Here is a 24,054-nt window from a genome sequence, read left to right on the forward strand (position 1 = left end):
CTCTCCTCCAGGGTATGGAAGAGAGTGTGCCAGTCAGAGATTAAGCAAACCTTAATTTACTCGTCAATTCGCGGATGCTGCTGCACCAGGCGCGTACGCTTCGCCTGCAGGTCCGCAATCTCCTGATCGATATCCTCAATTTTCTGCTCGATATTATCGTAGTGTTCACCGAGAATTTCTTTCGCTTCCTGAATATCCGAGGCGGCGGGCGTTGCCCCTTTCAGCGGCTGATTCGCGGTCTCTTTCATGGTGATACCGGTAATGAAACCAATCACCGCAATCACCATCAGGTAGTAAGCAGGCATCATCAGATTCTGCGAGCTTTCCACCAGCCAGGCCGCCAGCGTTGGCGTCAGACCGGCAATCAGTACCGAAATATTAAATGCCGCCGCCAGCGCACTGTAACGAATATGTGTCGGGAACATAGCTGGCAGTGAAGACGCCATGACCCCGGTGAAGCAGTTGAGGATCACCGCCAGCATCAGCAGACCGGCAAAAATCAGGCCGATAATATTACTGTTAATCAGAATAAAGGCCGGGATTGCCAGGGCAAACAGCGCGATGCTACCCATGATCACGAATGGACGACGACCAAAACGGTCACTCAGTAGTCCCATCACCGGCTGGACAAACAGCATCCCGATCATAATGGCGATGATAATCAGCACGCCGTGATCTTCAGAGTAATGCAGGTTATGCGACAGATAGCTCGGCATATAGGTCAACAGCATGTAGTAGGTGACGTTGGTAGCAATCACCAGGCCAATACAGGCCAACAGGCTGCGCCAGTGCTTAGTGGCGATCTCTTTAAAGGACACTTTTGGTCCGTCCTGCAAGCCTTCGCGGTCGCCCTGTTCCAGCTTATCGACGTGCTGCTGGAACGCCGGGGTCTCTTCCAGTGCATGACGCAGATAGAGTCCGATAATCCCTAACGGCAGGGCGATAAAGAACGGAATACGCCAGCCCCATTCCAGGAAGTTCTCTTCTCCGACCACCGTCGAGATCAGGACGACCACACCCGCCCCCAGCACGAACCCGGCAATGGAGCCGAAGTCCAGCCAGCTTCCCATAAAGCCGCGTTTACGGTCCGGGGAATATTCGGCCACAAAAATAGACGCGCCGGTGTACTCACCGCCGACGGAGAAGCCCTGCGCCATCTTACACAGCAGCAGCAGGATGGGTGCCCAAATGCCTATCGAGGCGTAGGACGGTATCAGACCGATACAGAAGGTACTGATCGACATAATCACGATGGTGATGGCAAGAATCTTCTGGCGACCATATTTATCGCCGAGCATACCGAAGAACAAACCACCGAGCGGACGAATCAGAAAGGGAACAGAGAAAGTAGCAAGGGCGGCAATCATCTGCACGCTGGGGTCAGCCCCCGGGAAGAACACTTTACCTAATGCGTAAGCAACAAAGCCATAAACCCCAAAATCAAACCACTCCATCGCATTACCCAACGAAGCAGCGGTAATCGCCTTTCGCAATTTACCGTCATCGATAATCGTGACATCACGAAGCGTAATCGGTTTTACTTTTTTCCTTTTCAGCATAGCTGTCCTCGTAGACTAAGCCCTGTCTCGCGGCATATCGACTGCACTGGCGCACTGGGCGCAACGTCACCGTCGAGCGCGGGGTTGCTCAGACGCAACTCCTGTAACAAGCGTAGCAGGTTTACTTACACGGACTGGTTAAGGTCTGTACAACCGAACCTGTTGACGCCTGATTTGGGCGGTTAATGAGCTATCTACCCTACCAGTGTTTAAAATTGTGATCAACTTCACATATATGTTTAGGTTTCGTCAACGGAGGTAAATAAGGTGATCCTGAGTCTCTTTTTTTAAAGCACAGAGTTGTTCTTTTTTACGTTTTCGACCTCTATTTTGTTGTGCTTGCTTCATAAAAAGTCACTGCAGTTATTATTATTCTGCCAGGCAATTCCCTCTCATTTTTCACAACTTCTTTACGGTAATTTTAAATATTCAGATCGCGCGGGAATGTTTACATTGATTATGTGACAAAGATAACTAAAACAGCGTTTCGTTTTGATTGAATCAACATTCCAATGAATGCAAGATAATAGTCGTTGCAATACCACCGGGAAGCGAAAAACGCCGATACACGGTGCAATCGCTACGTAGAACATAAAGAGAATGTAGGTTTCCCTGCCTTCTTTTCAGATACAACCTTCTGAATTTTAATATTTTTTTGCCACCTTACCCGTATGTTCCACGGGCAAGAAGTGAGGACATTTATGAGAATTAAAGCCACCATTGAACGCATCCCTGGTGGGATGATGTTGATTCCATTGCTGCTGGGTGCGGTTGTAAATACCCTGGCACCGAATACCGGTGCTTATTTTGGTTCCTTTACAAAAGGCATGATTACCGGCACGGTACCAATTCTTGCTGTGTGGTTTTTCTGTATTGGTGCATCAATTGATTTACGCGCAACCGGTACGGTTCTGCGTAAATCCGGCACGCTGGTCATTACCAAAATTGCCGTGGCGTGGGTAGTGGCAATGATTGCCGCCTCGTTTATTCCGGATACCGGTATTCAGACCGGTTTCTTTGCCGGTCTTTCCGTACTGGCGATTGTTTCCGCGATGGATATGACCAACGGCGGTCTGTATGCCAGCCTGATGAACCAGTACGGTACGAAAGAAGAGTCCGGCGCGTTCGTTCTGATGTCGCTGGAATCCGGTCCGCTGATGACAATGGTGATTCTGGGCGCTGCGGGTCTGGGCTCCTTTGAACCGCATCACTTTATCGGCGCAGTACTGCCGTTCCTGATCGGCTTCACGCTGGGCAACCTTGACCACGATCTGCGTGCGTTCTTCAGCAAAGCAACGCCGGTACTGATTCCGTTCTTCGGTTTTGCGCTGGGTAACACCATTAACCTGGGTGTGATTGTTGATACCGGTCTGTTGGGCATCCTGCTGGGTGTGGCGGTCATTGTCATCACCGGTATTCCACTGATTATTGCGGACCGTGTGATCGGTGGTGGTAATGGTACTGCAGGTGTCGCGGCGTCCTCTGCGGCAGGTGCCGCCGTTGCCAACCCGGTGATCATCGCGCAAATCAACCCGGCGTTTGAACCGGTTGCCGCCTCCGCGACGGCGCTGGTCGCTGCCAGCGTAGTGGTCACGGCGATTCTGGTGCCGATTATTACCGCGCTCTACGCCAAACGCTTCGCCAGGCTACCGGCTCCTGCTGGTGTGGAAGAAACGACAGCGGAATCCGCACACCACTAATCATCAGCCCTCTCCTCTCAAAACCTGAGGGGAGAGGGTGGAAACACCTCTTCAACCATCGCATCCACCAGTCGCTTTGCCGAACAGAGTCGCGGCATACCCAACGCAACCGGCTGCCAGCGCTGCGTCACAGACCAGCACACCGGATGTTTATCCGCCTCACACCAATCTCCCAACCAGCTCAGCATGTCGCTGTACTCACCTGAACCGGCGGTCGCGGTGGTACTCAACCACTGATGATAATAGTGACGCGTCGTCGGTGCGGCATTGATACTGTGGGCCAGATAGTTTGTCGCCATCGCCCGGAGATTATCTTTCAGCATCGCTGCCACGTCAGGATTCGCCAGACGACAGGCATCGCCAAACGGTCCCCAACGCAACTCTTCGAGCGCAATAAAACACCGCCCCGGCAGCGACCATCCTTCATACGCCCCCGCCAGCCATCGGGTAAATACCTGTTCACTGTGTTCCCCGGCCTGAACCGTGAGACCACGCTGGCTCAGCGCCTTCTCCTTCCAGGCACTGCGCTGGCGAAACCACTCGCTGAGGGTGGTAAGTTGCTGAACCAGTCCTGGGACGGACGGTCCGCGAGAGAGATCCGTCTGTTGAAGGACCTGAAGTCGCGCAGCGATCCGCGTCAGCGCCAGATGCCCCGGATCGAGCATACCCGCCAGCTTTTCCACCAGCTTCAGGCGCATCATCAGATGCTCGCTGAACATCCCGGCCATCGCCCACGCCCGCAACTGCGTCTGGGACAGAATCTCCTGCGTCAGGCGCTCGCGAAACTGCTGCTGTTGCAATGTGCCGTCAGCCCGTTTCGGTTCTTCTCCCTGAACCAGATCGACCATAAACTTCGGGTGGATACACTCCAGCGTCCGTCCGGGGCCTTCCAGTAACGCGTTTGTCATGTGTGTTCGGCCACAAAAAGGGTTTGAATGTCGTCACGGAGCAGGCGAGAGTCTTCATAGATCCAGGCGGTGGTGGCAATACTGTGCTGCAACTGCTGACTCAGACTCTGAACAGCTGATTCATTCTGCTGACGAACCAGCAAACTCTCGCGCAGGCTCTCCTGTAATCCCGCCAGGCACAATGAGAAATCGGCAAAAAACGTTGCCATACCTGCCGTAACTGAAACATCGACCTGCGCGGCTAAAGCTTTACGAATTTGTTGGCAGAAGTGGCTGACGTACTCTGCCAGACTCTGGTGCAGCGCATTAATATCAATCAGATAGCGTGTCTTCGCTTCGACATAATCATTCCAGCCCCAGTTCGGCTGATTCAGCCAACGAGAGAAGGTTTCACGCACCCCACTCACGCGAGGTTCGTCACTTTCGACGCGGTCCTGCTGGGCAATCGCCTCGCTGAATAACTGGCGCGTCGTGAAGTTAAACATGGAGGCGTGAAAGGCCGGAAAGCTGATTCGGGGGCGAAACCCCGCATGACTCAACTCCTCTTTCACCCGCATTTCGATAGGGCGCATCGCCTCATTCAGTGACCGGCTGAGCGTGGCTTCCAGTTGTTCAAAACGCATCGCCAGGTCGCGGCTGATGTTTTCCTGCGCCGCCAGCAGGACGCCCTCACAGGTGGAACGTAGTTTACTGAGGATCACCTGCGCCTGCGCTTCGTCATGCAGCACCAACACCTCTCCGTCAAGCTCCGCCTGCGGCAGCGGCGACCAGCTATCGCCACACGACAATTTCAGGATCTGTTCACGGCTGAAAAAAGTCCCGATGTTGCGCAAGATCGTGGCCTGCTGCTGGTTGAGAAAGTCGTTGGCCGACGTCAGCGCCAGCCCGACCTCATGGCGGATCTCGTCGCTGACGCTGTCCTGGCTCACTTTCAGTTGCTGCATGTCCGCTTCCAGACGCATGATATTTTGCTGCAGCGTGTCAAAGGCCACCGTCAGACAGTGATAGCGGAAATCCAGATATTCGCGGGCGCTGTGGGCGTAATTCAACAATTTATGCGAGGCGGAACGCAGCGCATACAGCGACGCATTGGCATAGGCGGCATGAATTAAGGTCTGAATCGGCTGTTCAAACAACGAATCTTCCCACAGCAAATCCGCCGCATGACGCAGGTGTTCGATATCATCCAGATCGGCGCTTCGCCAGCGCCGACCGAGCGCGGCTTCAGCAAAGTCCTGTACCCAGCGCTGCTCTTCGTGATCCGGCAGATGACCGTGGTTTGCCAGCTCATGGCGTGCCCGATTGGCCAGATATCCCCACATCGAGGAGACCGGATAAATCTGCGCCGGGTTAATACAACCCTTCATCAGGGTACCGGAAATCAACGCCCTCACCTGTTCTTCATCATCGCTGTTGCGATCTTTCTGGTCGAATTTATTCACCAACGCATACAACGGCACCGATTTTCCCACTGCGGCAATGGCCTGACGCACCTCTTCATCGGAAATCGATTTCAACTGCGTATAGTCCATCACCGCCAGAACGGCGGAGGCGCGAGCCAGTTGCTCATTGAGCATTTTTTGCAGATGCGGCTGCCCGGCTTCATTTGGCCCGGGTGTGTCCAGTAACGTCAGTTGACCCGGATAGTTCTCCAGCCCCGCCAGGTGCACAAACTCCACCTCAATCACCGGAATATGTTCAATCGCCGCATAGGCAGAAAAGGGAAAATCGACCTCCAGCGCTTTCGACAGGCGCACCAAATCGTTAAGGCTTTTCAGGCAGTGAAAGATCGGCTGTGCACCAAGATAATGGCGCTCAAACGCTTCCCCTCTTTCGATGCGCTGCATGAGGCCGTTCATGTCTTTATCAATTTCCAGCACCTGCGTCAGATTCTGCCGATCGCAGGCGCGCATGCTCTCTTGCAGGGTCTTCATCAGCGCATCGATGGGCGCAACGTGGGAAAAATGCAGCACCGGTTCTTTCTGACCAGGCGTATGGCGAATGAGTGTCGGCAGCGCGGTCATTGGACGGTTGCGATTGGGCAGCACCTCCGTGCCGACAATCGCATTGATCGTCGTCGATTTTCCCGCTTTCATGGTGCCGACGATCGCCAGCACCATTTCCAGTCGCGAGATTTTTCGCAACTCATTGTTCAGCGTGGCCTGCTGGGCCTCGACACCCCGGGTACTGAAATGCATGGGCTGAACGTTGAGATCGTCCTCACTTTTTAATGATGAAGTGCTCTCCAGAGTGGCCGTTGGCATTTTTTTTACGGTCTTAAGATGCTCTAAAGAGAGCATCAGCAAGCGTTCCGCTTCCTGGCTCAATTCATATATTGTCTGTGTGTACATAAAAAATGTTTCCTTAACGCAAATTTTTATTGCTTTTATTTAGCCGTTTCGTTTATTAGTGAATTCTCGGCTTTAATAATTACGTATGGAAAAAAGAATTTATTAATTAATCTATTGATATCAATGAATTTATTATTTTAATTGCTATTTTTTTGAATAACACTCAGTGGCATAAGAAAGTAAAAAATCGTAGTTCAGATTTATAAAAACCCAGGCCAATTTTGGTTAATTTTACCTACCAGAAATAAGGGGCAAGGTGAGGTAAACGAACCCTAAGTAAAACTCGCTCAGCCAATTAGTTAGAATATTTCTCGTCACCTTATCTCAAATAACAAACGGTAGCAATTTCCCTTAAAAATAATAGCGCTTTTTTTCTGTCTGGCAGACAGGTTGGGTCACAGTACGGTATTTACCTTAAAAACAGAGTAGTCCCGACAACGTTAAGGATTTTGTGTATAATTGCGTCCTTTTTCGGCAATCTGCCATTTTTTGGGCGCTTTTGCCCTTGCTGACTTTTGAGGAAATCGACATGTCATTACCCCACTGCCCACAATGCAACTCCGAATACACTTACGAAGATAACGGCATGTACATCTGCCCGGAATGCGCCCATGAATGGAACGATGCAGAACCAGCGCATGACAGCGACGAACTGATCGTTAAAGATGCCAACGGCAATCTGCTGGCTGACGGCGACAGCGTCACCGTCGTGAAAGATCTGAAAGTCAAAGGCAGCTTTTCAATGCTGAAAATCGGCACGAAAGTAAAAAACATTCGTCTGGTGGAAGGCGACCACAACATCGATTGCAAAATTGATGGCTTTGGTCCGATGAAGCTGAAATCAGAATTCGTGAAAAAGAACTGATGTAAATTGCCCGGTGGCGCTTCGCTTACCGGGCCTGCGATAACTACACTTAACTGGCTTCTCTTACCTGAGGTAAAGATTATGTCGTTAAGTCCCTACATCTCTTTTGCCGGAAACTGTGCCGACGCCATCGCGTACTATCAAAAGACGCTGGGTGCAGAACTCCTTTATAAAATCAGCTTCGGTGAAATGCCCAAACCGGCGCAGGACAGCGAAGACGGATGCCCGTCCGGAATGACATTCCCCGATACCGCTATCGCTCATGCCAACGTGCGCATTGCCAATAGCGACATCATGATGAGCGATAGCATTCCTACAGGAAACGCTCACTATTCAGGTTTCACGCTGGTCCTCGACACGCAAAATGTCAACGAAGGGAAGCAATGGTTTGACAATCTCGCCGCAGAGGGTCAAATCGAAATGGACTGGCAGGAAACCTTCTGGGCGCATGGCTTTGGCAAAGTCAGCGATCGCTACGGCGTACCGTGGATGATCAACGTCGTCAAACAACCCCAGCCAACCGAGTAACCTCACGGGAGGCATGCCTCCCGTTCTGTCATCAAACTCACCTTAACTCTTCATCGGCAGGTAACGTCCCCTTAACCCAAACGTCATATTGATCCGCCACGATAGGGCCACTTTTTTTAGAGAGGCCGCATCATGGAAACGATCATTCGCGTCGAAAAACTCTCCAAAACGTTCAATCAGCATCAGGCGCTGCATGCGGTTGATCTGAACATCTGTGCCGGTGAAATGGTCGCTCTGCTGGGGCCGTCGGGTTCCGGCAAATCAACCCTTTTACGTCATCTCAGCGGTTTGATTACCGGCGATAAATCAGCAGGTAGCCGCGTCGAACTCCTCGGTCGCACCGTTCAACACGAAGGTCGACTGGCGCGCGATATCCGCAAAAGCCGCACGCATACCGGTTACATCTTCCAACAGTTCAATCTGGTGAATCGCCTGACGGTGCTGGAGAACGTGCTGATTGGCGCGCTCGGCAGCACGCCGTTCTGGCGCACCTGTTTTAGCTGGTTTAGCGCAGCGCAGAAACAGCGCGCGCTCCAGGCACTGACTCGCGTCGGGATGGCGCACTTTGCGTACCAGCGCGTCTCTACGCTCTCCGGTGGTCAGCAGCAGCGCGTGGCCATTGCCCGGGCGCTGATGCAACAGGCCAAAGTGATCCTCGCCGACGAGCCGATTGCCTCACTGGACCCGGAATCCGCGCGCATCGTGATGGACACCCTGCGCGACATCAACCAGACCGACGGTATTACCGTCGTCGTCACGCTGCATCAGGTGGATTACGCCCTGCGCTACTGCGAACGGATTGTCGCGTTGCGTCAGGGACACGTTTTCTACGACGGCAGCAGCCAGCTCTTTGATAACGAAAGATTTGACCATCTCTACCGCAGCATGAACCGCGTCGAACAGAACGCGCAGGCTGCTTAATTCAAAAAGACCAGGCGTTATTGACGCAGACAGACTGGAGGCGGCCAGCGCGGAAAAACGGAGCGTACACATAGTACGTGAGGATGTTGAGCACTGCCCGAACTCAGGCTGGCAAGTGAAATAGCCTGGAACAACGTGAGGATAAAACATGAATTACAAGGCCGTTGCCGCGCTGGCGTTTACCAGCATGTTCAGCGTCAGTACTCTGCTCAGTCCCGCCTTTGCCGAAGAGCAGGAAAAAGCGCTGAACTTTGGCATTATTTCGACCGAATCACAGCAAAACCTGAAACCTCAATGGGATCCGTTCCTGAAGGATATGGAGAAGAAACTGGGCGTGAAAGTGAACGCTTTCTTCGCGCCGGACTACGCCGGGATCATCCAGGGTATGCGCTTTAATAAAGTCGACATCGCCTGGTACGGTAACCTGTCAGCAATGGAAGCCGTGGATCGCGCCAACGGCCAGGTCTTTGCCCAGACCGTCGCCGCCGATGGATCGCCGGGTTACTGGAGCGTGCTGATCGTCAACAAGGACAGCCCGATCAACAACCTCGACGATCTGATCGCCAAACGCAAAGATCTCACCTTTGGTAATGGCGATCCTAACTCTACCTCCGGCTATCTCGTCCCTGGCTATTACGTCTTCGCGAAAAACAATATCGCCGCCAGCGACTTCAAACGCACCGTCAACGCCGGTCATGAAACTAACGCCCTTGCGGTCGCCAACAAGCAGGTGGATGTCGCCACCAACAACACCGAGAACCTCGATAAGCTGAAAACGTCCGCGCCGGACAAGCTGAAAGCGCTGAAGGTTATCTGGAAGTCGCCGCTGATCCCAGGCGATCCGATTGTCTGGCGTAAGAACCTCTCTGAAGCCACCAAGGACAAGGTGTACGACTTCTTCATGAACTACGGCAAAACTCCGGAAGAAAAAACCGTACTGGAACGCCTGGGTTGGGCGCCGTTCCGCGCCTCCAGCGACCTGCAACTGGTGCCGATTCGCCAGCTCGCCCTGTTTAAAGAGATGCAGGGCGTGAAGGACAACAAAGGACTGAACGCTGAAGAGAAGACCAGCAAATCGTCTGCGATTAAAGCGCAACTGGACGATCTTGACCGTCTGACTGCGGCGCTGAGCGCCATGACCAGCGTCACCAAAGCGGTGCAGTAAACCTGACGCCCGCTGGCGCTTCACTTACCGGGCCTACAAACGTAGGCCGGATAAGGCGGAGCCGCCTTCCGCCAATAACGTACGCACGGAGCTAAACATGCAAACCATCACCGTTGCCCCGCCAAAGCGCAGTTGGTTCTCGCTCGTCAGTTGGGCCATTCTGCTCGCCGTGCTGGTCGTGTCGTGGAAAGGCGCCGAAATGGCCCCGCTCACGCTGATTCAGGATTCCGCCAACATGGCGACGTTTGCCGCCGACTTCTTTCCGCCGGACTTTAGCCAGTGGCAGGACTACCTCGGCGAAATGGCGGTGACCCTGCAAATCGCCGTCTGGGGAACCGCGCTGGCCGTGATCCTCTCCATTCCTTTCGGCCTGATGTGCGCCGACAACCTCGTGCCCTGGTGGATCTACCAGCCGATGCGCCGTCTGATGGATGCCTGCCGCGCCATTAACGAAATGGTGTTTGCGATGCTATTTGTGGTCGCTGTCGGCCTCGGTCCGTTTGCGGGCGTCATGGCGCTGTTTATCCATACCACCGGCGTGCTCTCCAAGCTGCTGTCCGAAGCGGTGGAAGCCATTGAACCCGGTCCGGTTGAAGGCATTCGCGCCACTGGCGCTAACAAAATTGAAGAAATTCTTTACGGTGTACTGCCCCAGGTGATGCCGCTGCTGATCTCCTACTCGCTGTACCGCTTTGAATCCAACGTCCGTTCAGCAACTGTCGTCGGGATGGTGGGCGCAGGCGGCATTGGCGTCACGTTGTGGGAGGCAATTCGCGGTTTCCAGTTCCAGCAAACCTGCGCCCTGATGGTGTTAATCATTGTGACCGTCAGCCTGCTGGATTTTCTCTCCCAGCGTTTACGTAAGCACTTTATCTGATTAGCGAGGCATTGATTGCTATGCACTTGTCTACACATCCGACCAGTTATCCGACGCGTTATCAGGAGATTGCCGCGAGACTTGAGCAGGAGCTACGTCAACATTACCGCTGCGGCGACTATCTGCCCGCCGAGCATCAGCTTGCCGCGCGTTATGAGGTTAATCGCCACACCCTGCGCCGCGCCATCGACCAGTTGGTGGAACGCGGCTGGGTCCAGCGTCGTCAGGGCGTCGGCGTACTGGTGCTGATGCGCCCGTTCGATTATCCGCTTAACGCCCAGGCACGCTTCAGTCAGAACCTGTTGGATCAGGGAAGTCATCCCACCAGCGAAAAACGGCTGGCGGTACTGCGCCCGGCCTCCCGTCACGTTGCCGATGCGCTCAGCGTGCAGGAAGGCGATAACGTCATCCACTTGCGCACCTTGCGGCGGGTAAACGGCATCGCCCTGTGTCTGATTGACCATTACTTTTCCGACCTGACCCTCTGGCCGCTGCTGCAGGGTTTTAACCACGGCTCGCTGCACGACTATTTGCGCGAACAGTCCGGCCTGACGCTCAAGCGCACCCAGACGCGCATCAGCGCCCGGCGTGCGCAGGCGAAAGAGAGCAAGGTGCTGGAAATCCCCAACATGGCGCCGCTGCTCTGCGTGCGCACCCTGAACCACCGTGAAGGCGAGGAACGTGCGATGGAGTATTCCGTCAGCCTGACCCGCGCCGACATGATCGAATTCACTATGGAGCACTGAATGCATTTCGATACCGCCACCCGCCAGCGCTGGATGCGCGCGCTGGCTTACAGCAAGGCCGATGCCCTGAATGCGCGACTCCAGGCGTTAAAGCTGGCACCGGAATATGAACTGATTCGCCCCCCGGAATGCGGACTGATGCAAATTCAGGCGCGCATGGGCGGCACCGGCAACCGTTTCTTTGCCGGAGACACCACGCTGACCCGCGCGGTGGTTCGCCTGAAAAGCGGCACGCTGGGTTACAGCTACCTGCTGGGACGCAACAAACGCCACGCCGAGCAGTGCGCCGTTATCGACGCTTTACTGCAGGAACAGACACATTTCCAGAACCTGATGGAAACCTTAATTCGCCCGCTGGAAGCAGAACGCGATGCGGAAATCACCGCCCGTCGCGCCGAGGTCAACGCCAGCCGGGTCGACTTCTTTACGCTGGTGCGCGGAGATAACGAATGACCCTACAGACCGCCTTTACCCTGCCCGTCCAGGACGCCCAACAAAGCTTTCGCCGTCTGCTGAAAGCGATGAGCGAACCGGGGGTGATTGTTGCCTTACATCAATTGAAACACGGCTGGCAGCCGTTGAATCTGGCGACCACCAGCGTCCTGCTGACGTTAGTCGACGGCGATACGCCGGTGTGGCTGTCGCCTGCGATGAATAACGACATCGCCAGCCAGAACCTGCGTTTTCACACCAATGCTCCGATGGTCGAACAACCCCAACTGGCGGCCTATGCCGTAGCCGACGAGCGCATCAGCAGCGAACAGCTTAATGCGCTTTCTGCCGGTTCTGCGGTCGCGCCAGAAAACAGTGCCACGCTCATCGTACAGGTTTCCAGTCTGAGTGGTGGGCGGATGTTACGCCTGACCGGGGCTGGTATCGCCGAAGAGCGAATGATCGCACCGCAGTTACCAGACTGCCTGATCCACGAACTCACCGAACGTCCGCATCCGTTCCCGCTGGGCGTTGACCTCATCCTTACCTGCGGCGAACGGCTGCTGGCTATCCCGAGAACCACCCATGTGGAGGTGTGCTGATGTACGTAGCCGTCAAAGGGGGCGAGAAGGCGATAGCCAACGCCCATGCGTTACAGGAGCAGCGACGCCGGGGCGACGATACCGTTGCCGAACTGAGCGTGGCGCAGATCGAACAACAGATGCATCTGGCTGTTGATCGCGTCATGACCGAAGGCGGTATTGCCGATCGCGAACTGGCGGCGCTGGCGCTCAAGCAGGCCAGCGGCGATAACGTCGAAGCCATCTTTCTGCTGCGTGCTTACCGCACCACGCTGGCAAAGCTGGCGGTAAGCGAACCGCTGAACAGTGGGGAAATGCGCCTGGAACGCCGTATCTCAGCAGTCTATAAGGATATTCCGGGCGGACAGCTGTTAGGACCAACCTACGACTACACCCATCGTCTGCTCGATTTTACGCTGCTGGCGAATGGCGAAACGCCGCCGCTGCGGACTACAGAAAGTACACAGGACGCCGCCCCGCACGTCTTTTCGCTGCTGGCGAATCAAGGGCTGGCGAAGCCCGAAGAAGATAACGGCGCCACGCCGGATGACATCACCCGCACGCCGCCGGTTTACCCCTGCTCCCGTGCGTCACGCCTGCAACAGCTGATGCGCGGCGATGAGGGCTATCTGCTGGCGCTGGCCTACTCCACCCAACGCGGCTACGGGCGCAATCACCCCTTCGCAGCCGAAATCCGTAGTGGGTACGTTGCGCTGGAAACGGTACCGGAAGAGCTGGGATTTGCGGTCAACGTCGGCGAAGTGCTGATGACCGAATGTGAAATGGTCAACGGCTTTGTCGCCCCGGACAACGATGCGCCTCACTTTACCCGCGGCTACGGACTGGTGTTCGGCATGAGCGAACGCAAAGCGATGGCAATGGCGCTGGTGGACAGAGCCTTACAGGCACCCGACTACGATGAAACGGTCACAGGACCGGCGCAGGACGAAGAGTTCGTGCTGGCGCACGCGGATAACGTCGAGGCGGCGGGTTTTGTTTCGCACCTCAAGCTCCCCCACTACGTCGATTTCCAGGCCGAGCTGGAACTGCTCAAACGCCTGCAACAGGAGGCCGCCCGTGACCACTAACCTCTTCGGCTACAACTTTGCTTATCTGGATGAGCAAACCAAACGCATGATCCGTCGCGCGATCCTCAAAGCGGTGGCGATCCCCGGCTATCAGGTGCCATTCGGTGGCCGCGAAATGCCGATGCCTTACGGCTGGGGAACCGGTGGGATCCAGATTACCGCCAGCGTGATTGGTGAACCGGACGTGCTGAAGGTTATCGATCAGGGCGCAGATGACACCACCAACGCGGTATCGATCCGCAACTTCTTCAAGCGCGTCACCGGAGTCAATACCACCGAGCGCACGGAAGACGCCACGTTAATCCAGACCCGTCACCGGATCCCGGAAACGCCGCTGACGGAAGATCAGATCCTGATCTTCCAGGTGCCGATCCCTGAACCGCTGCGTTTTATCGAACCTCGCGAAACGGAAACCCGCACTATGCATGCGCTGGAGGAGTACGGGATCATGCAGGTGAAGCTGTATGAAGATATCGCCCGCTTCGGCCATATCGCCACCACTTACGCCTACCCAGTGAAAGTCAACGGACGCTATGTGATGGACCCGTCGCCGATCCCGAAATTCGACAACCCGAAGATGGACATGATGCCCGCCCTTCAGTTGTTTGGCGCGGGACGCGAAAAACGCATCTATGCCGTACCGCCGTATACCCGCGTGGAAAGTCTCGATTTCGACGATCATCCGTTCACCGTACAGACCTGGGATGAGCCCTGCGCCATCTGCGGTTCAACGCGCAGTTATCTTGATGAAGTGGTGCTCGATGACACCGGCAAACGCATGTTTGTCTGCTCCGACACCGACTACTGCCGCCAACAGAGCGAGGCACTCAGCCAATGACGCAACCGTTGCTTTCGGTTAATAACCTGACCCATCTCTACGCGCCGGGCAAAGGCTTCAGCGATGTCTCCTTTGACCTGTGGCCTGGCGAAGTGCTGGGCATTGTCGGGGAGTCCGGTTCCGGCAAAACCACCCTGCTGAAATCCCTCTCCTCGCGCCTGACGCCGCAGTCGGGCGAGATTCAGTACCAGAACCGTTCACTGTACGCCATGAGCGAAGCCGACCGCCGCCGGCTGTTGCGCACTGAATGGGGCGTGGTACATCAGCACCCGTTGGATGGCCTGCGTCGTCAGGTCTCGGCGGGCGGTAATATCGGCGAACGCCTGATGGCGACCGGCGCACGCCACTATGGCGAGATCCGCGCCACCGCCCAGCGCTGGCTGGAGGAGGTCGAAATTCCGGCCTCTCGTATCGACGATCTACCGACCACCTTTTCCGGCGGCATGCAGCAGCGTCTGCAGATCGCCCGCAACCTCGTCACTCACCCGAAGCTGGTATTTATGGATGAGCCGACCGGCGGTCTCGACGTCTCCGTCCAGGCGAAACTGTTGGATCTGCTGCGCGGGCTGGTGGTGGAACTGGATCTGGCGGTGGTGATTGTCACTCACGATTTAGGCGTGGCGCGCCTGTTGGCAGACCGTCTGCTGGTGATGAAACAGGGTCAGGTGGTGGAAAGTGGATTAACCGACCGCGTGCTCGACGATCCACATCATCCGTATACCCAGTTGCTGGTGTCGTCCGTATTGCAGAACTGATTTTTTGTTTTGCCGGGTGGCGGCTACGCCTTATCCGGCAATCGAATGCACAAATGCTTAAAGAGGCTAAAAATGAACGCGATCCGCGTTGAAAACGTCAGTAAAACCTTTGTGCTCCACCAGCAAAACGGCGTGCGCCTGCCGGTGCTGCAAAATGCCTCGCTGGAAGTCAAAAACGGTGAATGCGTCGTTCTATATGGCCATTCCGGCAGCGGAAAATCGACGCTGCTGCGTTCGCTGTATGCCAATTATCTGCCCGATGAGGGGCATATTCACATTCGCCATCACGACGAATGGGTCGATCTGGTGCACGTTCCGGCGCGCAAAGTGCGGGAAGTCCGCCGCGCCACGATCGGTTGGGTGAGCCAGTTTCTGCGGGTGATCCCACGGATCTCCGCGCTGGATGTGGTAATGCAGCCGCTGCTGGATCTCGGCGTACCGCGCGAGGCGTGCGCCGCCAAAGCCGCAAGCCTGTTGACCCGTCTGAACGTGCCGGAACGCTTGTGGCACCTCGCCCCATCAACCTTTTCCGGCGGTGAACAACAGCGCGTGAACATCGCGCGCGGATTTATCGTCGATTATCCGATTCTGTTACTCGACGAACCGACCGCGTCGCTGGATGCCAGAAACAGTGCCGCCGTGGTGGCGCTGATTGAAGAGGCGAAAGCGCGCGGTGCGGCCATTGTCGGCATTTTTCACGATCAAACTGTGCGCGACCGCGTAGCGGATCGTTTGCACCTGATGGGAACAACACCATGATTATCAATAATGTAAAGCTGGTGCTGGAAGATGAAGTGGTGCAGGGATCGCTGGAAATGCAGGATGGCGTGATTCGCGCGTTTGCGCAAAGTCAGAGCCGTCTTCCGCAAGCGCTGGACGGAGAAGGCGGCTGGCTGCTGCCGGGGCTGATTGAGTTGCACACCGATAATCTCGACAAATTCTTTACCCCACGGCCGAAAGTGGACTGGCCCGCCCATTCCGCAATGAGCAGCCACGACGCGCTGATGGTCGCCAGCGGTATCACCACCGTGCTGGACGCGGTGGCGATTGGCGATGTCCGCGACGGCGGCGATCGTCTGGAAAACCTGGAGAAAATGATTAACGCCGTGGAGGAGACGCAAAAGCGTGGGGTGAACCGCGCCGAGCATCGCCTGCATCTGCGCTGCGAACTGCCGCACCACACCACGCTGCCGCTGTTCGAGAAGCTGGTCAGCCGCGAACCGGTTACGCTGGTTTCGCTGATGGATCACTCGCCGGGCCAGCGTCAGTTCGCCAACCGCGAGAAGTATCGTGAATATTATCAGGGTAAATATTCGCTGACCGATGAACAAATGACGCGTTACGAAGAGGAACAACTGGCCCTGGCGGCTCGCTGGTCGCAGCCCAACCGGACTGCCATCGCGCAACTGTGCCGCGAGCGCAACATTGCACTGGCAAGCCATGATGACGCCACCTCCGGGCATGTGCAGGAATCCCACCAGCTTGGCAGCGTGATCGCCGAATTTCCCACCACGTTCGAAGCCGCAGAAGCCTCGCGCCAGCACGGCATGAACGTACTGATGGGCGCACCGAACATTGTGCGCGGTGGCTCTCATTCCGGCAACGTCGCGGCGCACACGCTGGCAGAATTGGGGTTGCTGGATATCCTCTCGTCAGATTACTACCCCGCCAGCCTGCTGGATGCCGCGTTTCGCGTCGCAGACGACGCGGCTAACCGTTTCACCCTGCCGCAGGCGATCCGCCTGGTGACCGCCAACCCGGCGCGGGCGCTCAGTCTCCGCGATCGCGGCGTGATCGCCGAAGGTAAGCGCGCCGATCTGGTACTGGCGCACCGTAAAGGCGATCACATCCACATCGACCACGTCTGGCGCCAGGGAAAGAGGGTGTTCTGAGTATGGGAAAACTGATCTGGCTGATGGGGCCGTCCGGCTCCGGGAAGGACAGTCTGCTGACCGCACTCCGTCAGCAAGAACATGCGCATCTGCTGGTGGCGCACCGTTATATTACTCGCGCGGCGAATGCCGGGAACGAAAATCATGTCGCCCTGAGCGAGCAAGAGTTTTTCACCCGCGCCGGGCATAACCTGCTGGCGCTAAGCTGGCATGCTAACGGCTTTTATTATGGCGTCGGCGTGGAGATCGATCTCTGGCTTAACGGCGGCTTCGACGTGGTGGTCAACGGCTCACGCGCGCATCTACCCCAGGCGCAGGCGCGCTACGGCACGGCGCTGCTGCCGGTCTGCTTGCAGGTCTCCCCTACGATTTTGCGCCAGCGCTTACAGGCGCGCGGGAGGGAAAGCGAACCCGAGATTGCCGCGCGTCTCGAACGCGCCGCCCGCTACGCCCCGTTTGGCTGCCATACGCTCAATAACGACGGCAGTTTGCACCAGTCCGTCGATTCGCTGTTAACGTTAATGGGACGCAAGGAGCCACGCCATGTCTGCCTGTGAACTTCGTCGCGCCACCGGACAAGACGCCGGGGCCGTGTACGCGCTCATCTGCGAACTGAAGCAAGCCCAGTTTGATTACCCGACCTTTTGCGCCGGATTCACCGCCAATTTGCAGGATGACCGACTGCGTTATCAGTTGGCGCTGCTTGAGGGCCAGGCGGTTGGACTCATTGGCCTGCATCTGCAGTATCATTTACACCACGCCAACTGGATTGGCGAGATTCAGGAACTGGTGGTGATGCCGCAGGCGCGGGGTCTGAAAATCGGTAGCCAGTTACTGGCATGGGCAGAACAGGAAGCCCGCGAGGCAGGCGCAGAGATGACAGAGCTGTCCACCAGCGTGAAGCGTCATGACGCCCACCGTTTTTATCGGCGCGAAGGCTACGAACAAAGTCATTTTCGCTTCACAAAAGCATTGTGAGGTACGTAGGCCGGATAAGCCGCTCGCGTCGCCATCCGGCACGATACGACAAGGGGAATCACGATGAGTCTGAGCATCACGCTAAGCGGCACCGGCGGTGCGCAAGGGGTACCCGTGTTTGGCTGCGATTGTGCAGCCTGTCGCCGCGCACGCCTGCAGGAACCGTATCGCCGACGCCCGTGTAGCGGCGTGATCAAATTCAACGATACGGTGACGCTGCTGGATGCGGGCATACCGCACCTGATGGACGACTGGCCGGCGGGCAGCTTTCGACAGTTTTTACTCACCCATTATCATATGGATCACGTACAGGGATTGTTTCCGCTACGCTGGGGCGTCGGGGCGTCCATCCCGGTGTACGGCCCGCCGGACGAACAGGGGTGCGACGATCTGTTTAAGCATCCCGGCATTCTCGACTTTAGCCACACCGTCGAGCCGTTTGTGGTGTTTGAGTTACAAGGATTGCAGGTCACACCGCTACCGCTGAATCACTCAAAGCTGACGTTGGGTTATCTTCTGGAGACAGCGCACAGCCGCGTGGCATGGCTGTCTGACACCGCCGGACTGCCCGATAAAACGCTCACCTTTCTGCTCAACAATCAGCCACAAGTTATCGTCATCGACTGTAGCCATCCGCCACGTCCCCAACCGCCGCGCAATCACTGTGATTTAAATACGGTCATTGCGCTTAATGAAGTGATTCGCTGCCCGCAGGTGATCCTCACGCATATCAGCCACGCGTTCGATGTCTGGCTGATGGATAATCCGCTCCCGGACGGATTTGAAGCAGGCTATGACGGGATGCAGATTATGGTCGATTAACGCCCGTAATCCTCTTCCATTCGGCTTTCTTCATCTTCCAGTTGGCGGCGTTCACGATCGAGCTGGCGCTGACGTTCATCAAGCTGCCGTCTGCGATCCTCAAACTGACGCCGGCGATCATCATATTGTCTGCGGCGATCGTCGCTCATTTCGTTCTGCCACCTGTCGTCGCGCGAATCCTCGTAATCCCGCCCGCTATCGCTGTCAGGCTTATAAGCATCGTTGATCGCCTGCTGAATGTTGCCGATAGCATCATCAATGATATCGGCCTGTGCCGGCACGGTAGCCAGCGACAGCAGGCTGAATAAAAAGAGTGTCAGGGTGCGTTTCATAGAACCAGCCTCAAAAGGGGACGGTTTCTACGTTAGTTATCGCCCTGTGCGACGAGTAGCGGAGGAATCTCAATTTCGTATCGGGTTCCGTTACAGCCTCCGTCGGCACAACGCCAAATCGTCACGTCAAATATGACGACAGCCTGTTTTTCGTCAGGGTTTTGTCCAAAAATTATCCGTAATATCAGGGAAAGCCCCCAATTAAAATGTGGCATAAAAGATGCATACTCAGGTCGACAAGCGTGTATGCGCGATTTGATTAACTGGAGCGAGACCGATGAAAAAAGTCGTCACGGTTTGCCCGTATTGCGCATCAGGTTGCAAGATAAACCTGGTGGTCGATAACGGCAAAATCGTCCGGGCTGAGGCGGCGCAGGGGAAAACCAATCAGGGTACTCTGTGTCTGAAGGGCTATTACGGCTGGGATTTTATTAACGATACCCAGATCCTGACCCCACGCCTGAAAACGCCTATGATTCGTCGCCAGCGTGGCGGCAAACTGGAATCAGTTTCCTGGGATGAAGCGCTGAATTACGTCGCCGAACGCCTGAGCGCCATTAAAGCGAAATACGGCCCTGATGCCATCCAGACGACCGGCTCGTCGCGCGGCACCGGGAATGAAACCAACTACATCATGCAAAAATTTGCGCGCGCCGTTATTGGTACCAATAACGTTGACTGCTGCGCTCGCGTCTGACACGGCCCATCGGTTGCAGGTCTGCACCAGTCGGTCGGTAACGGCGCAATGAGCAATGCCATTAACGAAATTGATAACACCGATTTAGTGTTTATCTTCGGTTACAACCCGGCGGATTCCCACCCGATTGTGGCGAATCACGTGATTAACGCTAAACGTAACGGGGCGAAAATTATCGTCTGCGATCCGCGCAAAATTGAAACCGCGCGCATTGCCGACATGCACATCGCACTGCGAAACGGCTCGAATATCGCACTGTTGAACGCGATGGGCCATGTCATTATTGAAGAAAATCTGTACGACCAGGCGTTTGTCGCCTCCCGTACGGAAGGTTTTGAAGAGTACCGCAAGATTGTCGAAGGCTATACGCCGGAGTCCGTCGAGGAGATAACCGGCGTTAGCGCGAGTGAAATTCGTCAGGCGGCGCGGATGTATGCCGGTGCGAAAAGCGCGACCATCCTGTGGGGCATGGGCGTCACCCAGTTCTATCAGGGTGTAGAAACCGTGCGTTCACTGACCAGCCTCGCGATGCTGACCGGCAACCTCGGTAAGCCCAGCGTGGGCGTTAACCCGGTACGTGGCCAGAACAACGTTCAGGGCGCGTGCGATATGGGTGCGCTGCCGGATACCTATCCGGGCTATCAGTATGTGAAAGATCCGGCTAACCGCGAGAAATTCGCCAAAGCCTGGGGCGTGGACAGCCTGCCTGCGCACACTGGCTATCGCATCAGCGAGCTGCCGCACCGTGCGGCGCATGGCGAAGTGCGTGCGGCGTACATTATGGGCGAAGATCCGTTGCAAACGGATGCGGAACTCTCCGCTGTGCGCAAAGGCTTTGAGGATCTGGAACTGGTCATCGTGCAGGACATCTTTATGACCAAAACCGCATCGGCGGCAGATGTCATTTTACCGTCGACGTCGTGGGGCGAGCATGAAGGGGTCTTTACCGCTGCTGACCGTGGTTTCCAGCGCTTCTTTAAAGCCGTTGAGCCGAAGTGGGATCTGAAAACCGACTGGCAAATCATCAGTGAGATCGCCACCCGGATGGGGTATCCGATGCACTACAACAACACCCAGGAGATCTGGGATGAGTTGCGTCATCTGTGCCCGGATTTCTACGGGGCGACTTACGAGAAGATGGGCGAACTGGGCTACATCCAGTGGCCTTGCCGCGACACGTCAGACGCCGATCAGGGGACCTCATACCTCTTTAAAGAGAAGTTTGATACCCCGAACGGCATGGCACAGTTCTTCACCTGCGACTGGGTTGCGCCGATCGATAAACTCACCGACGAGTACCCGATGGTACTGTCGACGGTGCGTGAAGTCGGCCACTACTCCTGTCGTTCGATGACCGGTAACTGTGCGGCCCTGGCCGCGCTGGCGGATGAACCCGGCTATGCGCAAATCAACGCGGCCGATGCGGCGCGTCTGGGCATTGAAGATGAAGCACTGGTGTGGGTTCACTCACGTAAAGGCAAAATTATCACCCGCGCGCAGGTCAGCGAGCGCCCGAACAAAGGGGCTATCTATATGACCTACCAGTGGTGGATTGGTGCCTGTAACGAGCTGGTGACCGAGAACTTAAGCCCGATTACCAAAACGCCAGAGTACAAGTATTGCGCCGTGCGCGTGGAGCCGATTGCCAATCAGTCCGCCGCCGAGCAGTACGTGATTGATGAATACAACAAGCTGAAGGCTCGCCTGCGCGAAACCGCAATGGGCTAACCACAACGTTGATGCATCTCAACAGCCTCCACCCTGGAGGCTGTTTTTTTATCCATACGATCTCTTTATACTGTCCATTCCGTACCCTAATTAAAACTTAATAATGAAACCACTTCTTGCATTGATGTTATTGATGACATTCTTTGCCCGTGCTGCCGATCCTGAGCCTGGAAGCCAGTATTTGCAGGCCGCAGAGGCAGGTGACAAACGCGCGCAATATTACCTTGCTGACAGCTGGTTTAGCTTCGGCGATTTAAGCAAAGCCGAATACTGGGCACAGAAATCCGCCGACAATGGCGATGCGGACGCCTGTGCGCTGCTGGCGCAGATTAAAATCACTAATCCGGTCAGTCTGGATTACCCGGAAGCAAAAATGCTGGCGGAGAAGGCCGCCCGGGCGGGCAGTAAAGCGGGCGAAATTACGCTGGCACGCATTCTGGTGAATACGCAGGCCGGTAAAACCGATTACCCCAAAGCCATCTCCCTGCTGCAAAACGCCTCTGAAAATCTGGAGAGTGATGTGGCCGTAGATGCGCAGATGCTGCTCGGTTTGATTTACGCCAACGGTGTCGGGATTCAGGCTGATGATGATAAAGCGACCTGGTACTTCAAACGCAGTTCCGCCATCTCTCGCACCGGGTATTCCGAATACTGGGCGGGAATGATGTTTCTGAACGGCGAACAGGGCTTTATTGAGAAGAATAAACAGAAGGCGCTGCACTGGTTGAATCTGAGCTGTACCGAAGGATTCGATACCGGCTGCGAAGAGTTTGACCGATTAACGAACGGCTGACTCAGATTACCTGATGGCGCTTTGCTTATCAGGCCTACAAGCGATGTCGACTCGTAGGCCGGATAAGGCGCAGCGCCATCCGGCAGACCGTTTACCGTTACTGGGCAGTCTTATCGAATTTCCCCAGTACTTCGCGCTCATACGCCAGCGCTTTTTTGCGATCAAACTTGTGTTCCCATTTGGCAATCACCAGTACCGCCAGCGCATTCCCCACCACGTTCAGCGCCGTACGCGCCATGTCGAGAATACGGTCGACACCGGCGATAAAGGCCAGGCCTTCCAGCGGGATGCCCACGCTACCAAGCGTTGCCAGCAATACCACGAAGGAGACGCCCGGCACGCCAGCAATCCCTTTCGATGTCACCATCAGCGTCAGCACCAGCACGATTTCCTGCCACAGCGACAGGTCGATACCGTACAACTGCGCGATGAAGATCGCCGCAATACTCTGGTACAGGGTCGAGCCATCGAGGTTAAACGAGTAGCCGGTCGGCACCACAAAACTGGTGATCGAGGCTGGCGCGCCGTAGGCTTCCATCTTCTCGATAATTCGCGGCAGTACGCTTTCAGAGCTGGCGGTGGAGTACGCCAGAATCAATTCATCTTTCAGAATGCGGATCAGGATCCAGATACTCAGTCCGCAAATACGCGCGACGATACCCAGCACCACCAGCGCGAAGAACAGGATCGCGAAGTGAACCAACAGCACCAGCTTCGCCAACGGCCACAGCGAGGCAAAACCGAAGTTCGCCACGGTCACGGCGATCAGCGCGAATACCCCGACGGGTGCATAGCGCATGACCATGTGCGTCACTTTAAACATGGTTTCGGAAATGGAGCGGAACACCGTCACCAGCGGCTCACGATGCGTTGCCGGTAGCGAGGAAAGCCCCAGACCAAACAGCACCGAGAAGAAGATGATTGGCAGCATGTCGCCTTTCGCCATCGAAGCAACGATGTTTGTCGGGACCAGCGACAGAATGGTGCCCATCAGGCCATGCGCGTGGCTCTGCACCTCTGCCGTCGTGTTCTGGTATTTCGAAATGTCCACGGTCGCCAGTTGCGACATATCAATGCCGGAACCCGGCTGGAAGACGTTCGCCAGCGTAATCCCGAGGATAATGGCAATCGTCGTGATCACTTCGAAATAGAGAATGGTTTTCGCGCCGATACGTCCCAGTTGTTTCGCATCGCCGACACCGGCAATCCCGACAATCAGCGTGGAGATCACAATCGGCACGACGATCATTTTAATCAGATGGATAAAGATATCCCCTGCCGGAGAGAGCAGGTTTGCAATCAGCCACTCGCGGCTGTCGCTGTGATAATGCAGATAACTGCCGAGTAAAATGCCCAGCACCATGGCAATCAGGATCTGCCAGGCCAGACTGAGTTTAAAACTTTTCATAACGACGAACTTCCTCAATGGAACGCCACTCCTGTTCATCGCGCAGGAATGGATACATACTGAAAGGGTATGAATTGTGTTGCGTTGGTT

24 protein-coding genes are annotated in these 24,054 nt (G+C 55.7%); 19 read left to right on the forward strand and 5 right to left on the reverse strand.

The features are described from left to right. Positions 1–56 precede the first annotated feature (56 nt). On the reverse strand, positions 57–1,559 hold the full coding sequence (gene proP, locus OGW13_RS16770; RefSeq protein ID WP_042321219.1) for a glycine betaine/L-proline transporter ProP: 1,503 nt from the start codon (positions 1,557–1,559) through the stop codon (positions 57–59). Between the two features lie 701 nt (positions 1,560–2,260). Here proP and kdgT point away from each other — a divergent pair. Further along, on the forward strand, positions 2,261–3,259 hold the full coding sequence (gene kdgT, locus OGW13_RS16775) for a 2-keto-3-deoxygluconate transporter (RefSeq protein WP_042999090.1): 999 nt from the start codon (positions 2,261–2,263) through the stop codon (positions 3,257–3,259). 17 nt (positions 3,260–3,276) lie between these two features. Here the strand turns inward: kdgT and OGW13_RS16780 are convergent, their stop codons facing one another. Then, a complete protein-coding gene (locus OGW13_RS16780; RefSeq protein ID WP_061069537.1) occupies positions 3,277–4,167 on the reverse strand; it encodes a diguanylate cyclase regulator RdcB family protein in 891 nt (296 codons plus the stop codon). Then, the gene (gene crfC, locus OGW13_RS16785; RefSeq protein ID WP_042999088.1) at positions 4,164–6,518 is read right to left on the reverse strand and encodes a clamp-binding protein CrfC; all 2,355 of its coding nucleotides are present in this window, start codon (positions 6,516–6,518) and stop codon (positions 4,164–4,166) included. The genes OGW13_RS16780 and crfC overlap by 4 nt, the downstream gene beginning before the upstream one ends. A gap of 529 nt (positions 6,519–7,047) precedes the next feature. On the opposite strand from crfC, the gene OGW13_RS16790 reads away from it, so the two are divergent. From OGW13_RS16790 to phnP, 16 genes are all read left to right on the forward strand, one after another. Beyond that, on the forward strand, positions 7,048–7,383 hold the full coding sequence (locus tag OGW13_RS16790; protein WP_287116309.1) for a zinc ribbon domain-containing protein YjdM: 336 nt from the start codon (positions 7,048–7,050) through the stop codon (positions 7,381–7,383). Positions 7,384–7,464: 81 nt separating this feature from the next. Beyond that, a complete protein-coding gene (yjdN, locus tag OGW13_RS16795; protein ID WP_044257322.1) occupies positions 7,465–7,911 on the forward strand; it encodes a VOC family metalloprotein YjdN in 447 nt (148 codons plus the stop codon). Positions 7,912–8,043: 132 nt separating this feature from the next. Further along, positions 8,044–8,832, forward strand: coding sequence for a phosphonate ABC transporter ATP-binding protein (phnC, locus tag OGW13_RS16800; RefSeq protein WP_109739568.1), 789 nt, complete (start codon positions 8,044–8,046; stop codon positions 8,830–8,832). 148 nt (positions 8,833–8,980) lie between these two features. Further along, entirely contained in the window at positions 8,981–9,997 is a 1,017-nt protein-coding gene (gene phnD, locus OGW13_RS16805; RefSeq protein WP_042999084.1) for a phosphonate ABC transporter substrate-binding protein, read from the forward strand. A gap of 97 nt (positions 9,998–10,094) precedes the next feature. After that, positions 10,095–10,874, forward strand: a complete 780-nt coding sequence (gene phnE, locus OGW13_RS16810) for a phosphonate ABC transporter, permease protein PhnE (protein WP_042999083.1) — start codon at positions 10,095–10,097, stop codon at positions 10,872–10,874. A 20-nt stretch (positions 10,875–10,894) separates the two neighbouring features. Beyond that, entirely contained in the window at positions 10,895–11,620 is a 726-nt protein-coding gene (gene phnF, locus OGW13_RS16815) for a phosphonate metabolism transcriptional regulator PhnF (RefSeq protein ID WP_044257327.1), read from the forward strand. Then, a complete protein-coding gene (gene phnG / locus OGW13_RS16820; protein ID WP_044257329.1) occupies positions 11,621–12,073 on the forward strand; it encodes a phosphonate C-P lyase system protein PhnG in 453 nt (150 codons plus the stop codon). Further along, positions 12,070–12,654 (forward strand): phosphonate C-P lyase system protein PhnH, encoded by a 585-nt coding sequence (phnH, locus tag OGW13_RS16825; RefSeq protein ID WP_042999080.1) that lies wholly within the window; start codon positions 12,070–12,072, stop codon positions 12,652–12,654. The genes phnG and phnH overlap by 4 nt, the downstream gene beginning before the upstream one ends. Then, positions 12,654–13,721, forward strand: coding sequence for a carbon-phosphorus lyase complex subunit (locus OGW13_RS16830; protein ID WP_222167474.1), 1,068 nt, complete (start codon positions 12,654–12,656; stop codon positions 13,719–13,721). The genes phnH and OGW13_RS16830 overlap by 1 nt, the downstream gene beginning before the upstream one ends. A gap of 46 nt (positions 13,722–13,767) precedes the next feature. Beyond that, complete coding sequence (phnJ, locus tag OGW13_RS16835; RefSeq protein ID WP_231622300.1) at positions 13,768–14,559, forward strand: alpha-D-ribose 1-methylphosphonate 5-phosphate C-P-lyase PhnJ; 792 nt, start codon at positions 13,768–13,770, stop codon at positions 14,557–14,559. Further along, complete coding sequence (phnK, locus tag OGW13_RS16840; RefSeq protein ID WP_061069534.1) at positions 14,556–15,314, forward strand: phosphonate C-P lyase system protein PhnK; 759 nt, start codon at positions 14,556–14,558, stop codon at positions 15,312–15,314. Before phnJ ends, phnK begins: the two co-directional genes overlap by 4 nt. Positions 15,315–15,386: 72 nt before the next feature. After that, positions 15,387–16,073: a phosphonate C-P lyase system protein PhnL gene (phnL, locus tag OGW13_RS16845; RefSeq protein ID WP_099433565.1), complete on the forward strand. Its 687-nt coding sequence runs from the start codon at positions 15,387–15,389 to the stop codon at positions 16,071–16,073. Further along, positions 16,070–17,206, forward strand: a complete 1,137-nt coding sequence (phnM, locus tag OGW13_RS16850; protein WP_044328957.1) for an alpha-D-ribose 1-methylphosphonate 5-triphosphate diphosphatase — start codon at positions 16,070–16,072, stop codon at positions 17,204–17,206. Before phnL ends, phnM begins: the two co-directional genes overlap by 4 nt. A 2-nt stretch (positions 17,207–17,208) precedes the next feature. Beyond that, positions 17,209–17,763, forward strand: coding sequence for a ribose 1,5-bisphosphokinase (phnN, locus tag OGW13_RS16855; protein WP_130097436.1), 555 nt, complete (start codon positions 17,209–17,211; stop codon positions 17,761–17,763). Beyond that, complete coding sequence (phnO, locus tag OGW13_RS16860; RefSeq protein WP_044257341.1) at positions 17,750–18,184, forward strand: aminoalkylphosphonate N-acetyltransferase; 435 nt, start codon at positions 17,750–17,752, stop codon at positions 18,182–18,184. The genes phnN and phnO overlap by 14 nt, the downstream gene beginning before the upstream one ends. 63 nt (positions 18,185–18,247) lie before the next feature. Further along, positions 18,248–19,006 (forward strand): phosphonate metabolism protein PhnP, encoded by a 759-nt coding sequence (phnP, locus tag OGW13_RS16865; RefSeq protein WP_090050336.1) that lies wholly within the window; start codon positions 18,248–18,250, stop codon positions 19,004–19,006. Here the strand turns inward: phnP and yjdP are convergent. Then, entirely contained in the window at positions 19,003–19,338 is a 336-nt protein-coding gene (gene yjdP, locus OGW13_RS16870) for a DDRRRQL repeat protein YjdP (protein WP_042999071.1), read from the reverse strand. The genes phnP and yjdP overlap by 4 nt on opposite strands. Before the next feature lie 277 nt (positions 19,339–19,615). Here yjdP and fdhF point away from each other — a divergent pair, with 277 nt between their 5' ends. Next, positions 19,616–21,763, forward strand: a complete 2,148-nt coding sequence (gene fdhF / locus OGW13_RS16875) for a formate dehydrogenase subunit alpha (RefSeq protein ID WP_080343192.1) — start codon at positions 19,616–19,618, stop codon at positions 21,761–21,763. Between the two features lie 103 nt (positions 21,764–21,866). Next, positions 21,867–22,556, forward strand: a complete 690-nt coding sequence (yjcO, locus tag OGW13_RS16880) for a Sel1 family TPR-like repeat protein YjcO (protein WP_042999069.1) — start codon at positions 21,867–21,869, stop codon at positions 22,554–22,556. Between the two features lie 97 nt (positions 22,557–22,653). On the opposite strand, the gene gltP is transcribed toward yjcO, so the two are convergent. Further along, positions 22,654–23,964 (reverse strand): glutamate/aspartate:proton symporter GltP, encoded by a 1,311-nt coding sequence (gene gltP / locus OGW13_RS16885; RefSeq protein ID WP_042999068.1) that lies wholly within the window; start codon positions 23,962–23,964, stop codon positions 22,654–22,656. Between the last annotated feature and the right edge of the window lie 90 nt (positions 23,965–24,054).

Source organism: Citrobacter sp. Ca225 (genome assembly GCF_030337175.1).
Taxonomy (GTDB): Bacteria; Pseudomonadota; Gammaproteobacteria; order Enterobacterales; family Enterobacteriaceae; genus Citrobacter_A; species Citrobacter_A amalonaticus.

Coding starts and splice junctions, on each gene's coding strand:
- proP (WP_042321219.1), bottom strand. CDS start 1,559: ATGCTGAAAAGGAAAAAAGTAAAACCGATTACGCTTCGTGATGTCACG.
- kdgT (WP_042999090.1), top strand. CDS start 2,261: ATGAGAATTAAAGCCACCATTGAACGCATCCCTGGTGGGATGATGTTG.
- OGW13_RS16780 (WP_061069537.1), bottom strand. CDS start 4,167: ATGACAAACGCGTTACTGGAAGGCCCCGGACGGACGCTGGAGTGTATC.
- crfC (WP_042999088.1), bottom strand. CDS start 6,518: ATGTACACACAGACAATATATGAATTGAGCCAGGAAGCGGAACGCTTG.
- OGW13_RS16790 (WP_287116309.1), top strand. CDS start 7,048: ATGTCATTACCCCACTGCCCACAATGCAACTCCGAATACACTTACGAA.
- yjdN (WP_044257322.1), top strand. CDS start 7,465: ATGTCGTTAAGTCCCTACATCTCTTTTGCCGGAAACTGTGCCGACGCC.
- phnC (WP_109739568.1), top strand. CDS start 8,044: ATGGAAACGATCATTCGCGTCGAAAAACTCTCCAAAACGTTCAATCAG.
- phnD (WP_042999084.1), top strand. CDS start 8,981: ATGAATTACAAGGCCGTTGCCGCGCTGGCGTTTACCAGCATGTTCAGC.
- phnE (WP_042999083.1), top strand. CDS start 10,095: ATGCAAACCATCACCGTTGCCCCGCCAAAGCGCAGTTGGTTCTCGCTC.
- phnF (WP_044257327.1), top strand. CDS start 10,895: ATGCACTTGTCTACACATCCGACCAGTTATCCGACGCGTTATCAGGAG.
- phnG (WP_044257329.1), top strand. CDS start 11,621: ATGCATTTCGATACCGCCACCCGCCAGCGCTGGATGCGCGCGCTGGCT.
- phnH (WP_042999080.1), top strand. CDS start 12,070: ATGACCCTACAGACCGCCTTTACCCTGCCCGTCCAGGACGCCCAACAA.
- OGW13_RS16830 (WP_222167474.1), top strand. CDS start 12,654: ATGTACGTAGCCGTCAAAGGGGGCGAGAAGGCGATAGCCAACGCCCAT.
- phnJ (WP_231622300.1), top strand. CDS start 13,768: ATGATCCGTCGCGCGATCCTCAAAGCGGTGGCGATCCCCGGCTATCAG.
- phnK (WP_061069534.1), top strand. CDS start 14,556: ATGACGCAACCGTTGCTTTCGGTTAATAACCTGACCCATCTCTACGCG.
- phnL (WP_099433565.1), top strand. CDS start 15,387: ATGAACGCGATCCGCGTTGAAAACGTCAGTAAAACCTTTGTGCTCCAC.
- phnM (WP_044328957.1), top strand. CDS start 16,070: ATGATTATCAATAATGTAAAGCTGGTGCTGGAAGATGAAGTGGTGCAG.
- phnN (WP_130097436.1), top strand. CDS start 17,209: ATGGGAAAACTGATCTGGCTGATGGGGCCGTCCGGCTCCGGGAAGGAC.
- phnO (WP_044257341.1), top strand. CDS start 17,750: ATGTCTGCCTGTGAACTTCGTCGCGCCACCGGACAAGACGCCGGGGCC.
- phnP (WP_090050336.1), top strand. CDS start 18,248: ATGAGTCTGAGCATCACGCTAAGCGGCACCGGCGGTGCGCAAGGGGTA.
- yjdP (WP_042999071.1), bottom strand. CDS start 19,338: ATGAAACGCACCCTGACACTCTTTTTATTCAGCCTGCTGTCGCTGGCT.
- yjcO (WP_042999069.1), top strand. CDS start 21,867: ATGAAACCACTTCTTGCATTGATGTTATTGATGACATTCTTTGCCCGT.
- gltP (WP_042999068.1), bottom strand. CDS start 23,964: ATGAAAAGTTTTAAACTCAGTCTGGCCTGGCAGATCCTGATTGCCATG.